This is a genomic window from Streptomyces sp. NPDC043853 (assembly GCF_056436025.1).
On record NZ_JBWKDJ010000006.1, the window covers coordinates 423,483 to 439,925 of the forward strand.

General features: G+C 75.8%; 1 protein-coding gene. It reads left to right on the forward strand.

Annotated features, from left to right (window positions below):
* The first annotated feature begins 62 nt into the window (after window positions 1-62).
* Window positions 63-16,361 carry a type I polyketide synthase gene (locus AC067U_RS19035; RefSeq protein ID WP_478830886.1) on the forward strand — a complete coding sequence of 5,433 codons (16,299 nt, stop codon included), beginning with the start codon at window positions 63-65 and terminating at the stop codon, window positions 16,359-16,361.
* The last annotated feature ends 82 nt before the right edge of the window (window positions 16,362-16,443 follow it).

Below are 16,443 nucleotides of genomic sequence, written 5' to 3' on the forward strand. Positions count from 1 at the left end.
CCGTGACCGCTCCGACGACCTTGACGACTCTGACCACTTCGAGCACGGGGATGGCGTAAGACATGGTGAACGAGGAGAAGTACCTCGATTACCTCAAGCGGGCGACGGCCGATCTCCGCGAGGCGCGCCGCAGGCTGCGCGAGGTGGAGGAGCGCGAGCAGGAGCCGATCGCGATCGTCGCGATGAGCTGCCGGTACCCCGGGGGAGCCGACACCCCCGAGGCACTGTGGGAGCTCGTCGCCCGCGGCGGGGACGCCGTCACCCCGTACCCCGCCGACCGCGGCTGGCCGGACGAGGTCCTCTTCGACCCCGACCCGGACAGCGGCATCGAGGCGTACGAGCGGGTCGGCGGATTCCTGCACGACGCCCACCATTTCGACCCGGGCTTCTTCGGAATCTCCCCGCGCGAAGCCCTGGCCATGGACCCCCAGCAGCGGCTCCTGCTGGAAACCTCCTGGGAGGCCTTCGAACGGGCCGGCATCGATCCGGCCTCCCTGCGCGGCAGCCGCACCGGCGTCTTCGCGGGCCTGATGTACCACGACTACGCCGCACGGCTGTTCAGCGTCCCCGAGGAGATCGAGGGATTCCTCGGCAACGGCAGCTCCGGCAGCATCGCCTCCGGCCGGATCGCCTACACCCTCGGCCTCGAGGGCCCGGCCGTCACCGTCGACACGGCGTGCTCGTCCTCGCTCGTCGCCGTGCACCTCGCCGCCCGGGCGCTGCGCAGCGGCGAGTGCACCCTCGCCCTGGCCGGCGGTGTCACCGTCATGGCGACCCCCGGCACCTTCACCGAGTTCAGCCGCCACCGCGGGCTGGCCGGCGACGGCCGCTGCAAGTCCTTCGCGGCCGCCGCCGACGGCACCGGCTGGGGCGAGGGAGCCGGCATGCTCCTCCTGGAGCGGCTGTCGGACGCCCGCCGCAACGGGCATCCGGTGCTGGCCGTCGTCCGCGGCACCGCCGTCAACCAGGACGGCGCCAGCAGCGGCCTGACCGCCCCCAACGGCCCCTCCCAGCAGCGTGTCATCCGTGACGCGCTCTCCGGGGCCCGCCTCTCGCCCGCCCAGATCGACGCCGTGGAGGCCCACGGCACCGGCACCACCCTCGGCGACCCGATCGAGGCGCAGGCCCTGCTGGCCACGTACGGCCAGGACCGGCCCGAGGACCGGCCGCTGCTGCTCGGCTCCATCAAGTCCAACATCGGGCACACCCAGGCCGCCGCCGGAGTCGCCGGCATCATCAAGATGGTCATGGCTATGCGCCACGGGGTGCTGCCGCAGACCCTGCACGTCGACGAGCCCACCCCGAACGTCGACTGGACCGAGGGTGCCGTCCGGCTGCTGACCGAGGCCGTGCCGTGGCCCGAGACCGGAGCCCCGCGGCGCGCCGGCGTCTCCTCGTTCGGCATCAGCGGCACCAACGCCCACACCGTCATCGAGCAGGCGCCTGCCGCTCCGGAAGCGGCGGAGCCTGCGGAGCCGTCCACCGAGGCGTCCACCGAGCCGTCTCCTGCGCCGTACGCCGAGTCGTCCGCAGCCCCCGGGGTCCCGGCAGCCCCCGTACCGCCGCTGTGGAACCTCTCGGCCAAGTCGGCGTCCGCCCTGCGCGCCCAGGCCGGGAAGCTGGCGGCGCACCTGGCGGCCCACCCGGGCCTGCCCGCCGCCGACGTCGCCCACTCGCTCGCGAGCGGACGCACCGACTTCGAGCACCGGGCGGTCCTCACGGCCCCCGACGGGCCCGGACTCCTCCGCGCGCTGGAGGCTCTTGCCGCCCTCGGCCCGGAGGGATCCGCCCCCGGCGTCACCCGCGGCCGCCCGGTCGCCGGGAAGCTGGCCTTCCTGTTCACCGGGCAGGGCAGCCAGCGCCCGGGCGCGGGCCGCGAGTTGTACGCGGCCCACCCGGTGTTCGCCGCTGCGCTGGACGCGGTGTGTGCGGAGCTGGATGCCCATCTCGAACGGCCTTTGAAGGAGGTGCTGTTCGGGTCGGATGCGGCGGTGCTGGACCGGACGGAGTACACGCAGCCCGCGCTGTTCGCCATCGAGGTGGCGCTCTTCCGGCTCCTCGAATCGTGGGGTGTGAAGCCGGACTTCCTGTCCGGTCATTCGATCGGTGAGATCGCGGCCGCGCATGTGGCGGGTGTCTTCTCGCTGGCGGACGCGTGCCGGCTGGTTGCGGCGCGCGGCCGGCTGATGCAGGCGCTACCGGCGGGCGGTGTGATGATCGCCGTCCAGGCCTCCGAGGAGGAAGTCCTGCCGCTGCTGGCCGGGGCCGACCGGGTGAGCATCGCCGCGGTCAACGGTCCGCAGTCGGTGGTCGTGGCCGGTGACGAGGACGCGGCGGCTGCCATCGCCGAGTCCTTCGAGGCGCAGGGCCGCAAGACCAAGCGGCTCAGCGTGAGCCACGCCTTCCACTCCCCGCACATGGACGGCATGCTCGACGCCTTCCGGAAGGTCGCGGAGGGGATCACGTACGCGGCCCCGCGGATCCCGGTCGTCTCCAACCTGACCGGTGCCGTGGCGGGCGAGGAGATGGCCTCGGCCGACTTCTGGGTCCGGCACGTCCGCGAGACGGTCCGCTTCCTCGACGGCATGCGCGCCCTCGCCGCCCGCAACACCGTGCACTTCCTCGAACTCGGCCCGGACGCCGTCCTCTCCGCCCTCGCCCAGGACTGCCTGCCCGAGCACACCGACCCGGCGGCCTTCGTCCCCGTCCTGCGCACCGGCCGCCCGGAGACCGAGACCCTGACCGGCGCCCTCGCGCGACTGCACGTCCGCGGGACGGCCGTCGACTGGGACGCCTACTACGCCGGCACCGGGGTACGGCGCGTCGACCTGCCCACGTACGCCTTCCAGCGCGAGCCCTACTGGCTCGACGCCGGACGCCCGCCCGCCGACGTCTCCGCCGCGGGCCTGGGCGCGGCCGGACACCCCCTGCTCGGCGCCGCCGTCGCCCTCGCCGACCTCGACGGCTACCTCTACACCGGCCGGCTCTCGCTCGACACCCACCCCTGGCTCGCGGACCACGCCGTCATGGGTTCCGCCGTGCTGCCCGGCAGCGCCTTCGTGGAGCTGGCGATCCGGGCAGGCGACCAGGTCGGCTGCGACCTGCTGGAGGAACTCACCCTCCACGCACCGCTCGTACTGCCCGCGACCGGAGGCGTCCAGGTACAGCTGTGGGTCGGCGCGCCCGACGCGAGCGGCCGCCGCTCCCTCGGCGTGCACTCCCGTCCCGAACCCGCCGACGGCGCCGCAGCCGGCCCGGACGCGGCCGAGCTGCCGTGGACCCGGCATGCCGACGGCGTCCTCGCGTCCGGCGCGCCGCAACCCTCCTTCGCCCCCGCCACCTGGCCGCCCGCCGGAGCCACCCCGCTGCCCGTCGACGAGCTGTACGCCGGGCTCGCCGCGGCCGGGCTGCACTACGGCCCCGCCTTCCGGGGCGTCCGCGCGGCCTGGACCAGCGGCGACGCAGCCTACGTCGAGATCGAACCGGCCGCGGAACCGCAGCCGGAGACCGACCGGTTCGGCCTGCACCCCGCCCTGCTCGACGCCGCCCTGCACACGATCGGCCTCGCCGGACTCGTCGAGGACACCGGCAGCGGCCGGCTGCCCTTCTCCTGGACCGGGGTGACCCTGCACGCCGTGGGCGCCTCCACCCTCCGCGTCCGCCTGTCCAAGGCCGGCCCGGACACGGTGTCGCTGGCCCTCGCCGACGGCACCGGACAGCCCGTCGCCGACATCGCCGCACTCACCCTGCGCACCGTCTCCGCCGAGCACCTGGACACCGGGACGGGCGGCCCCCACGACCGGCTGTTCCACGTGGCATGGCCCCCGCTCACCCTCCCCGACCCGGCCGGCGGCACCCCCGGTGCCGCCGAGGAGCCCGTGCTCGTGCTCGACGCGCCGGCCGCCGTGGAGGCCCTGGCCGCGACGCTGGACACCGGCGCCCCCGCCCCGGGCACCGTCCTCGTACGCCTCGCCGCCGCGCCGGAGCTCACCCCCGAGGCCGTGCGCACGGCCACGCACGACACGCTCCGCCTGCTGCACCACTGGCTCGCCGACGACCGGCTCGCCGACAGCCGCCTCGTCCTCGTCACGCGGGGCGCGGTCCCCGTCCACACCGGCGACGGCCCGGCCGACCCCGTGCACGCCGCCGTCCGGGGCCTGGTGAGCTCCGCGCAGGCCGAGCACCCGGGCCGCTTCGTGCTCGTCGACACCGACGCCCCGCAGGCCCAGCTGCCCGGATCCGTCCTGGACGCCGTCCTCGCCTCCCAGGAGCCGCAGCTCGCCCTGCGCGCGGGCACGGCACACGCACCCCGCCTGGCCAGGACGCCCGCAGCCACCGACGCCGCCACGACGGCGCAGGCACCCGCGTACGACGCCGAAGGCACCGTCCTGGTCACCGGGGCGGCCGGCACGCTCGGCCGACTCGTCGCCCGGCACCTCGTGGCCGAGCGCGGTGTACGCCACCTGCTGCTGCTGAGCCGCCGCGGGGACGCGGCACCCGGGGCGGCGGACCTGACGCGCGAACTGGCCGACCTGGGCGCCGAGGTCACCTGGGCCGGCTGCGACGCCGCCGACCGGGAGGCGCTCGCCGCCGCCCTGGCCGGCATCCCGGCGGAGCACCCGCTGACGGGCGTGATCCACACGGCCGGCGTCCTCGACGACGGCGTCATCGACTCCCTCACCCCCGAACGCCTCGACACCGTCCTGCGGCCCAAGGCCGACGCCGCCCTCCACCTCCACGAGCTGACCCGCGCCGCCGACCTGACGGCCTTCGTGCTGTTCTCCTCGGCCGCAGGCGTGTTCGGCGCCCCCGGCCAGGGCAACTACGCCGCCGCCAACTCCTTCCTGGACGCCCTCGCCCAGCACCGCCGCGCCCACGGCCTCCCGGCCCTCTCCCTGGCCTGGGGCCTGTGGGAGGACGCCGACGGCATGGCCGGCGCCCTCGACCGGGCCGACCTGGAACGCATGAAGCGCGGCGGCGTGCAGGGTCTCACCGCCGCCGACGGCCTCGCCCTCCTCGACCTCGCCGACACCCTCGCCGCGGGCCACACCGAAGCCGCTGCCGAGGGCGGGGACGCCGGGCGGGCCCTGCTCGTACCGATGCGGCTGACCCTGCCCGCCGCCGGGACGGGCGTGCCCCCGCTGCTGCGCGGCCTGGTCCGCACCCCCGTACGGCGCACCGCCGCCGGGGCAGCTGCCCCAGGCCGCACCCGCACCGAGCCGTCCGCCCTGGAGGGGAGCCTGCGCGGCCTCGACGCCGCCGGGCGGGAGCGGCTGCTCCTCGACCTCGTCCGCAGCCACGTCGCCGACGTCCTCGGCCACGGCAGCCCCGACGCCGTCGAACCCGAACAGGCCTTCAGCGAGCTGGGCTTCGACTCCCTCACCGCCGTCGAACTCCGCAACCGGCTCGGCGCGGCCGCCGGCCGCCGCCTGCCCGCCACACTGATCTTCGACTACCCGACCTCGCTGGTACTCGCCCGCCACCTGGCCGCCGGACTCGGCGCGGAAGACGACCGGGTCTCCCACGCGGCGCCTGCCGCCACCACGGGGCACGCCGGTGCGGCCGGTGCCGACGACCCGATCGCGATCGTGGCGATGAGCTGCCGCTACCCCGGCGGTGTCACCACCCCCGAGGAGCTGTGGCGGCTGCTGGAGAGCGGCGGCGACGCCATCACCGGCTTCCCCGCCGACCGCGGCTGGGACGTCGAAGCGCTGTACCACCCCGACCCCGACCACCCCGGCACCTCCTACACCCGCCACGGCGGCTTCCTGCACGACGTCGCCGGCTTCGACCCCACGTTCTTCGGGATCAGCCCGCGCGAAGCCATAGGCACCGACCCCCAGCAGCGGCTGCTGCTGGAGACCACCTGGGAGGCCTTCGAACGGGCCGGCCTCGACCCGGCCGACGTGCGGGGCAGCCGCACCGGCGTGTTCGCGGGCGTCATGTACCACGACTACGCCACGCTCCTGGAGCGTTCCGCCGACGGTGCGGACGGCTCGCTGGGCTCCGGCAGCACCGGCAGCATCGCCTCCGGGCGCATCTCGTACACCTTCGGCCTCGAAGGCCCCGCCGTCACCATCGACACCGCCTGCTCGTCCTCGCTCGTCGCCCTCCACATGGCCGTCCAGGCCCTGCGCAGCGGCGAATGCGACCTGGCCCTCGCGGGCGGCGTCACCGTCATGGCCACCCCGGGCACCTTCGTCGGTTTCAGCCGCCAGCGCGGCCTCTCCGCCGACGGCCGCTGCCGCGGCTTCTCGGCCGACGCCGACGGCACCGGCTGGGGCGAGGGCGTCGGCATGCTGCTCGTGGAGCGCCTGTCCGACGCCCGCCGCAACGGCCACCCCGTACTGGCGGTGGTCCGCGGCTCCGCGATCAACCAGGACGGCGCCAGCAACGGCCTCACCGCCCCCAACGGCCCGTCCCAGCAGCGCGTCATCCGCGCCGCCCTCGCGAGCGCCGGCCTGACGGTCGCCGACGTGGACGCCGTCGAGGCGCACGGCACCGGCACCACGCTGGGCGACCCGATCGAGGCACAGGCCCTGCTCGCCACGTACGGCCAGGACCGCCCGACCGACCGGCCGCTGCTCCTCGGCTCCATCAAGTCCAACCTCGGACACACCCAGGCCGCCGCCGGTGTCGCCGGCATCATCAAGATGGTGCTGGCCATGCAGCACGGCGTGCTGCCGCAGACGCTCCACGCGGAGCAGCCGTCGCCGCACGTCGACTGGTCGGAAGGCGCCGTCAGCCTGCTCACCGAGCCCGCGCCGTGGCCGGAGACGGGCCGGCCGCGCCGGGCCGGTGTCTCCTCGTTCGGCATCAGCGGCACCAACGCCCACACCATCATCGAACAGGCCCCCGACCCGGAGGCCGCCCTGTCCGCGCCGGAGTCCGCGCCGGTGCCGGCCGTGCTGCCCCTGCGGCTCTCCGGCCGCACGGCGGACGCCCTCGCCGCCCAGGCCGGAGCCCTGCGCGCCCACCTGGCCGACCGGCCCGACCTCGCACTCGCGGACCTCGCCCGCTCCCTGGCCACGACCCGCGCCGCCTTCGACCACCGCGCCGTGGTCGTCGCACAGGACCGGGACACGGCCGCCACCATCCTCGGCGCACTCGCCGCCGGACGGACCGCCCCCGGGCTGGTCCGGGGCACGGCCGCCAGGAACGGCAGGACCGCCTTCCTGTTCACCGGGCAGGGCAGTCAGCGCCCGGGCGCGGGCCGTGAACTGTACGCGGCCCACCCGGTGTTCGCCGCTGCGCTGGACGCGGTGTGCGCGGAGTTCGCCCGGCACCTCGAACTGCCTTTGAAGGAGGTGCTGTTCGGGTCGGATGCTGCTCTGCTGGACCGGACGGAGTACACCCAGCCGGTGCTGTTCGCGGTCGAGGTGGCGTTGTTCCGGCTCCTCGAATCGTGGGGGGTGCGGCCGGACTTCCTGTCCGGTCACTCGATCGGTGAGATCGTGGCCGCGCATGTGGCGGGTGTTTTCTCGCTGGCGGACGCGTGCACGCTGGTCGCGGCCCGCGGCCGGTTGATGCAGGTGCTTCCGGCCGGTGGCGTGATGATTGCTGTCCAGGCTTCGGAGGATGAGGTTGCCCCGCTGTTGACCGAGCGGGTGAGCGTGGCCGCGGTCAACGGGCCGCAGTCGGTGGTCATCGCCGGTGACGAGGACGCGGCGGTCGCGATCGCCGGGTCGTTCGCCGGCCGGAAGACCAAACGGCTCACGGTCAGCCACGCGTTCCACTCGCCGCACATGGACGGCATGCTCGACGCCTTCCGGAAGGTCGCCGAGGGGATCACGTACGCCGCCCCCCGGATCCCGGTCGTCTCCAACCTGACCGGTGCCGTCGTCACCGACGAGATGGGCTCCGCAGACTTCTGGGTCCGGCACGTCCGCGAGGCCGTCCGCTTCCTCGACGGCATCCGCGCCCTGGAGGCCGCCGACGTCACCACCTACCTGGAGCTGGGCCCCGACGGCATCCTTTCCGCCCTCGCGCAGGACTGCCTCACCGACGGCACCGCCGCCGCCTTCGCCCCGACGCTGCGCGCGGGACACCCCGAGGCGGAGACGCTCACCACCGCGCTCGCCCAGGCCCACTGCCGGGGCGCCGAAGCCGACTGGAGCGCCTACTTCGCCGGTACGGGCGCGCAGCGCGCCGACCTGCCCACGTACGCCTTCCAGCGGGAGCGCTACTGGCCGGAGACCGGCACCCCGCTGCCCGGTGACGCCACCGGGCTCGGCCTCGCCACCGCCGGGCACCCGCTCCTGGGTGCGGCGGTGTCCCTCGCGGACGCCGACGGCTGCGTCCTCACCGGCCGGCTCTCGCTGCGCACGCACCCCTGGCTCGCGGACCACGCGGTCATGGGCTCCGTCCTCGTTCCGGGCACGGCGTTCGTGGAGCTGGCGCTGCACGCCGGCGAACGCGTCGGCGCCCCGGCCCTGGACGAACTGACCCTCCATGCACCGCTCGTCCTGCCCGACGCGGGCGAAGCGGTGCAGGTCCAGGTCACGGTCGGGGCCCCGGTCGCCACCGGCGGCCGCCCGGTCGCCGTGTACTCCCGCCCGGCCGACGCCGAGGACGAGCCGTGGCTCCGGCACGCCGCCGGTCTGCTCACCGACGAGGTCCGCGCGGCCACCGCCGACCTGGGGGCATGGCCGCCGGCCGGCGCCACCCCCGTCCCGGTGGACGAGGCGTACGAGCAGCTCGACGCCTCCGGGCTCCGCTACGGGCCCCTGTTCCAGGGACTGCGGGCGGCCTGGCGCAGCGACGACGTCCTGTTCGCCGAACTCGCCCTGGACGGACGCGCGCAGACGGACGCGGACGCGTTCGGGCTGCACCCGGCCCTGCTCGACTCCGCCCTGCACACCCTGGCGCTGGACGGCGGCATCCTGTCCTCCCCGGCCGGTGACCCCGACACCGATCCGGGCGCCGCGCGACTGCCGTTCGCCTGGAGTGGCGTACGGCTGCACGCCACCGGCGCGGCGGCTGCACGCGTCCGCCTGGCTCCGGCCGGCCCCGGCGCCGTCTCCCTGGACCTGGCCGATCCGGCCGGCCGGCCCGTCGCCTCCGTGGACGCGCTGGCCCTGCGCGCGGTCTCGGCCGAGCAGATCGGAGCCGCGGCCCGCGACGGCCGCCCGGAATCCCTGTACCGGGTGGAGTGGACCCGGCTCCCCGCCGGTCCGGCGGCCCCGGGCCCGGTCGATGACACCGGCGTCGTCGTCACCGACCTGCGTACGGACGGCCTGAACGCGGTGCCCGAAGCGGTGCACGCGGCGACGGCCCGGGTACTGGGGCTGCTGCAGCAGCGGCTGTCCGAGGACCGGTCCGAGGACGGGCGCCTGGTGTTCGTGACGCGGGGTGCGGTGGAAGCCGTACCCGGCGAGGGCCTGCCGGATCCGGTGCACGCCGCCGTGTGGGGCCTGGTGCGTTCGGCGCACTCCGAGAACCCGGGCCGCTTCGTCCTCGTCGACGTCGACGACACCGGTGACGTGCAGGACGCCCTGGCGGTCGCCCTGGCCTCGGGCGAGTCCGAGGTGGCCGTCCGCGGAGGCTCGGTGCTGGTGCCGAGGCTGGCCCGCGCCACGGCGCCCACCGGGCAGGCCGCTGCCGCCTGGGACGCCGAGGGCACGGTGCTGCTCACCGGGGCGAGCGGTTCGCTCGGTGCGCTGTTCGCCCGCCACCTCGTCACCGAGCGCGGCGTACGGCACCTGCTGCTCGTCAGCCGTCGCGGCGCGGCGGCCGAGGGCGCGGCCGACTTTACGGCCGAACTCGCCGCACTGGGCGCCGAGGCCACCTGGGCGGCCTGCGACGTGGCCGACCGGGAGGCGCTGGCGGCCGTACTGGCCGGCGTCCCGGCCGAGCACCCGCTGACCGCGGTCGTGCACACCGCCGGTGTCCTGGACGATGGCGTGATCGGCTCCCTGACCGCCGAACGGGTCTCCGCGGTCCTCCGCCCGAAGGTGGACGCGGCGTGGAACCTCCACGAGCTGACCCGCGACCTGGACCTGTACGCGTTCGTCCTGTTCTCCTCCGCGGCCGGCGTCTTCGGCAACGCCGGCCAGGCCAACTACGCGGCCGGCAACGCCTTCCTCGACGCCCTGGCCGCCCACCGCCGGGCCGCCGGTCTCGCCGGCACCTCGCTGGCCTGGGGTCTGTGGGCCGAGTCCGGCGGCGGTGGCATGGGCGCCGGCCTGGCCGCCGAGGACGTCTCACGGCTGGGCCGCGGCGGGGCGGACGCCCTGTCCGCCGCCGAGGGCGTGGCCCTGTTCGACGCCGCGACGGCCGCCGGACAGCCGTCGCTCCTCGTCCCGGTGAAGCTGGACCTGCCGGCCCTGCGCGCCCGGGCGGGCAGCGGGACGCTCCCGCCGCTGCTGACCGGCCTGGTGCGTACGCCCGTACGCCGGGCCGTCGCCGGCGGCACCACAGGCCACACGAGCGGACCCGCCGCCCGGCTCGCCGGGATGGCGACCGCCGAGCAGGAGGCGTTCGTCCTGGACCTGGTGCGCACCCAGGTCGCCTCCGTCCTCGGCTACGCCGGACCGGACGCGGTCGAAGCCGACCGTTCCTTCCGCGAGCTCGGCTTCGACTCCCTCACCGCCGTCGAACTGCGCAACCTGATCGGAGCCGCGACCGGGCTGCGCCTGCCGGCCACCCTCGTGTTCGACTACCCGACCTCCACGGTCCTGGCCGGCCACCTGCGGTCCGAGCTGCTCGGCGCGGCCCCCACAGCCCAGCAGGCCCCGGCCGCCGCCGCGGTCCGCGACGACGAGCCCATCGCCATCGTCGGCCTGGGCTGCCGCTACCCCGGAGGCGTGCAGTCACCCGAGGACCTGTGGCGGCTCGTCCTCGACGGCCGGGACGTCATCTCCGGCTTCCCCGACGACCGCGGCTGGGACGTCGACGGCCTGTTCGCCGACGACCCCGGCCAGGAGGGCACCAGCTACGCCCGCGAGGGCGGCTTCCTCTCCGACGCGGCCGCCTTCGACCCGGCGTTCTTCGGGATCTCCCCGCGCGAGGCCGTGGCGATGGACCCGCAGCAGCGGCTCCTGCTGGAAACCTCGTGGGAGGCGTTCGAACGCGCCGGCATCGACCCGCGCACCCTGCGCGGCACCCGGACCGGCGTCTTCGCCGGCGTCATGTACCACGACTACGCCTCCCGCCTCGCGGCCCTGCCCGAGGGCGTTGAGGGCTTCCTCGGCACCGGCAACGCGGCCAGCGTCATCTCCGGCCGCCTCTCGTACACCTTCGGCCTGGAGGGCCCGGCCGTCACCGTCGACACCGCCTGCTCCTCCTCCCTGGTGGCCCTGCACCTGGCCGTGCAGGCGCTGCGCAACGGCGAGTGCACGCTCGCCCTCGCGGGCGGCGTCACGGTGATGGCGACCCCCGCGGCCTTCGTGGAGTTCAGCCGGCAGCGGGGCCTCGCCGCCGACGGCCGCTGCAAGGCGTTCTCCGCAGACGCCGACGGCACGGGCTGGTCCGAGGGAGCCGGTGTCCTGCTCGTGGAGCGCCTCTCCGATGCCCGCCGCAACGGCCACCCGGTACTCGCCGTCGTCCGCGGCACCGCCATCAACCAGGACGGCGCCTCCAACGGCCTGACCGCCCCGAACGGCCCCTCCCAGCAGCGCGTCATCCGGCAGGCCCTCGCCAACGCAGGCCTGACCGCCGCCGACGTGGACGCCGTGGAGGCCCACGGCACCGGCACGACGCTCGGCGACCCGATCGAGGCGCAGGCGCTGCTGGCCACGTACGGCCAGGACCGCCCGGCCGACCGGCCGCTGCTGCTCGGCTCGATCAAGTCCAACATGGGGCACACCCAGGCCGCCGCGGGTGTCGCGGGCATCATCAAGATGGTCATGGCGATGAGCCACGGCACGCTGCCCAAGACCCTGCACGTCGACGAGCCCACTCCGCACGTCGACTGGGCGGCCGGAGCCGTGACGCTCCTGGACACGGCCACGGCCTGGCCGGAGACGGGACGTCCGCGCCGCGCCGCGGTCTCCTCCTTCGGCTTCAGCGGCACCAACGCCCACGCGGTCATCGAGCAGGCCCCCGAGCCCGCCGAGCCCGGGACGCGGCAGCCCGAGCCCACGCGTACGCCCGGCAGCCTGCCGTGGCTCCTGTCGGCGAAGGACCCGCAGGCCCTGCGTGAGCAGGCCGCACGCCTGGCGGCGCACGCGGCCGACCACCCCGAACTGTCCCTCACGGAGATCGGCTACTCCCTGGCCACGAGCCGGACCGCCCTTGACCGGCGGGCCGCGGTCGTCGCCGAGGACCGCGATGGTTTCCTGGCCGGCCTTGCCGCACTCGCCGAAGGCAGCCGGCCCACCGGAGTGCTCGAAGGCGCACCCACCGCCGGGAAGCTGGCCTTCCTGTTCACCGGGCAGGGCAGTCAGCGCCCGGGCGCGGGCCGTGAACTGTACGCGGCCCACCCGGTGTTCGCCGCTGCGCTGGACGCGGTGTGCGCGGAGCTGGACTCGCACCTTGAACTGCCTTTGAAGGAGGTGCTGTTCGGGTCGGATGCTGCTCTGCTGGACCGGACGGAGTACACCCAGCCGGTGCTGTTCGCGGTCGAGGTGGCGTTGTTCCGGCTCCTCGAATCGTGGGGTGTGCGGCCGGACTTCCTGTCCGGTCACTCGATCGGTGAGATCGCGGCCGCGCATGTGGCGGGTGTCTTCTCGCTGGCCGACGCGTGCACGCTGGTCGCGGCTCGCGGCCGGTTGATGCAGGCGCTCCCGGCCGGTGGCGTGATGATTGCTGTCCAGGCTTCGGAGGACGAGGTTGCCCCGCTGTTGACCGAGCGGGTGAGCGTGGCCGCGGTCAACGGGCCGCAGTCGGTCGTCGTGGCCGGTGACGAGGACGCGGCGGCCGCCGTCGCCGGGTCGTTCGCCGGCCGGAAGACCAAGCGCCTCACCGTCAGCCACGCGTTCCACTCGCCGCACATGGACGGCATGCTCGACGCCTTCCGTCAGGTCGCCGAGGGGATCACGTACGCCGCCCCCCGGATCCCGGTCGTCTCCAACCTGACCGGTGCCGTCGTCACCGACGAGATGGGCTCCGCAGACTTCTGGGTCCGGCACGTCCGCGAGGCCGTCCGCTTCCTCGACGGGATCCGCGCCCTGGAGGCCGCCGGCGTCACCACGTACCTCGAACTCGGGCCCGAAGGCGTCCTCTCCGCGCTCGCGCAGGACTGCGTCACCCGGGACGACGCCGGTTTCGCCCCGGTGCTGCGCGCGGACCGGCCCGAGGACGCCGCCCTCGCCTCCGCCCTCGCCCAGGCCCACCTGCGGGGGATCCCCGTCGACTGGGCCGCGTACTACGCCGGTACCGGCGCCCGCCGGGTCGACCTGCCCACCTATGCCTTCCAGCGGCAGCGGTACTGGCTGGAGGCGCCCGCCCACGCCCTCGCCGGCGACGTCGCCTCCGCCGGGCTCGGCGCGACCGCCCACCCGCTCCTCGGGGCCGCGGTCGACCTGCCCGACTCGGACGGGTTCCTCTTCACCGGGCGGCTCTCCCTGCGCACCCAGCCCTGGCTGGCCGACCACCGGGTCGCCGGCACCGTCCTGGTGCCGGGCGCCGCACTGGTGGAACTGGCCGTCCGGGCCGGCGACCACGCGGGCTGCGGCCGCCTGGACGAGCTCACCCTCGAGGCACCGCTGGTGCTGCCCGAGACCGGCGGCATCCAGCTGCGGCTGGCCGTCGCCGAGCCGGACGCGGACGGGCGGCGGGCCTTCGACGTCTACTCGCGCCCCGAACAGGCCGCGCCCCACGCGCCGTGGACCCGGCACGCCGACGGCGTCCTGGCGCCCGACGCCGCTGACACCGACGGCCAGGCCCTGGAGGAGTGGCCGCCGGCCGGCGCCGTCGAATGCCCCGTGGACGACCTGTACCCGGGCTTCGACGCCATCGGGCTCGGCTACGGCCCCGCGTTCCGCAACCTGCGCCGGGCCCACCGGCTCGGGGACGAGGTGTTCGCCGAGGTCGCCCTCGACGAGGACCGCCTCCCGGAGGCGGCCCCGTACGGACTGCACCCGGCGCTCCTCGACGCCGCCCTGCACGCCGTCGGGCTCGGGGAGTTCTTCCCCGACGGCCCCGAGGGCGCGCGGCTGCCCTTCTCCTGGGACGGCGTGCGCCTCCACGCCGCCGGTGCCGCCGCACTGCGCGTACGGACGGCACCGGCCGGCCGGGACGCGGTCGCGCTCACCCTGTGGGACGGCGCGGGCCGGCCGGTCCTCACCGTCGACTCGCTCGTCCTGCGCCCCTTCTCCACCGACGCCGTCGCAGCCGCCGCCGGCCTCGGCAACACCGGCCCGGTCCGTGACGCGCTCTTCCAGGTCGACTGGACCGCGCTCGCGCTGCCCGAGGCCCGTCCGGAGACCGGCAGCCGCTGGGCGCTGCTCGGCGGCGACCCGCTCAAGGCGGGCGCGGGCCTGGAACGGACCGGCGTCCTCGACGCCGCCGCCGACCGCACCCACCCCGACCTGGGCGCCCTCGCCGAGGCGTTCGACCTGGCGGAGGCCCTCGGCGAGCCGGCGCCGGAGACGGTCCTCGTCTCCATGGCCCCCGACCTCGCCACGGCCGGCCGCGGTCCGGCGGTGCCCGCGGCCGCGCACGCCGCGACCGGGCAGGCCCTGGAGCTGGTGCAGGGGTGGCTGGCGGACGAGCGGTTCGCCGCGTCCCGGCTCGCGGTCCTCACCCGCGGCGCCGTCGCCGCCGACCCCGACGAGGACGTGACGGACCCCGCGCACGCGGCGGTGTGGGGCCTGGTGCGTTCCGCGCAGGCCGAGCACCCGGACCGGTTCGTCCTGGTCGACCTCGACGGCGAGGACGCCTCCCACCGGGCCCTGCCCGCAGCCCTCGCCACCGACGAGACCCAGCTCGCCCTGCGCGACGGAGCGGTACGGGCGCCCCGCCTGGCCCGCGCGGTCCTCGCCGACCCCGCGGAACCGACCGCCGACGGCCACACCGCCGGCCCGGCCCTCGATCCCGGGGGCACGGTCCTGATCACCGGCGCCACCGGCACCCTGGGCGGGCTGCTCGCACGGCACCTCGTGACCGAGCACGGCGTACGGCACCTGCTGCTCACCAGCCGCCGCGGCGCGGCCGCGGCCGGCGCCGGCGAACTCGCGGCCGGGCTGCGGGAGCTGGGCGCCGAGGTCACCTGGGCGGCCTGCGACGCGGCCGACCGGGACGCCCTGGCCGCGCTGCTGGCCGACGTACCGGCCGGGCAGCCGCTGACGGCCGTCGTGCACACCGCCGGCGTCCTCGACGACGGCACCGTCACCGCGCTCACCCCCGAGCGGATCGCGAAGGTGCTCCGGCCCAAGGCCGACGCGGCCTGGAACCTGCACGAGCTGACCCGGGACCTCGACCTGGCGGCGTTCGTCCTGTTCTCCTCCGCGGCCGGCGTGTTCGGCAACGCCGGACAGGCCAACTACGCGGCGGGCAACACCTTCCTCGACGCGCTCGCCCAGCACCGCCGGGCCGAGGGCCTGCCGGGCGTCTCGCTCGCCTGGGGCCTGTGGGACGACGAGGCCGGCATGGCCGCGACCCTCGACGAACAGGACCGGCAGCGCCTGAGCCGCGGCAGCATGGACGCCCTGTCCGAAGCGGACGGGCTGGCCCTGTTCGACGCGGCCCTGCGGGCCTCCACGGCCCACCGGGACGGCACCGGGCCCGCGGCCTGGCCGGCGACCGCGAGCCTGCTCGTGCCCGCCCGGCTCGACCTGGCCGCACTCCAGGCCCGGGCCGGCGACAGTGTGGCACCCCTGCTGCGCGGCCTGCTCCGTACGCCCGTACGGCGCCGGACGAGCGCGGGCGCGGCCGCGGACGCCCCGGGATCGCTCGCGGAGCGGCTGGCCCAGCTGCCGCCCGCCGAACGGGACCGGGTGCTCCTCGACACCGTCTGCACCCACGTCGCCCAGGTACTGGGCCACAGCGGCGCCGCGGCCATCGAACCGGGCAGTGCGTTCAAGGAGCTCGGCTTCGACTCGCTGACGGCGGTCGAACTGCGCAACCGGCTCGGCGCGGCCACCGGCCTCCGCCTCCCGGCCACGCTCATCTTCGACCACCCGACCCCCGAGCAGCTGGCCGGCTACCTGCGCTCCGCCCTGCCGCTCGGCGCCGACGGACCCACCGTCTTCGGCGAACTCGACCGGCTGGAAGCCGCGTTGGCGTCCACCGAAGCCGCGGACACGGACAGCGTCACCCGCTCGCGGATCACGATGCGCCTCCAGGCCCTCATGGCCAAGTGGAGCGCCCGTCAGGAGCCCGGCCGGGCCACCGGCACGGACGAGGACACCGACGAGGACCTCGACTCGGTCACCGACGACGAGCTGTTCGACCTGCTCGACGACGAACTCGGCGTCTGAGCCTCCCGAGACCGCCGGGCGGGGCCGCCCCCGCCCCGCCCGGCCCCCGACCACACCACCACCACGGTCAGAACGACCCGTA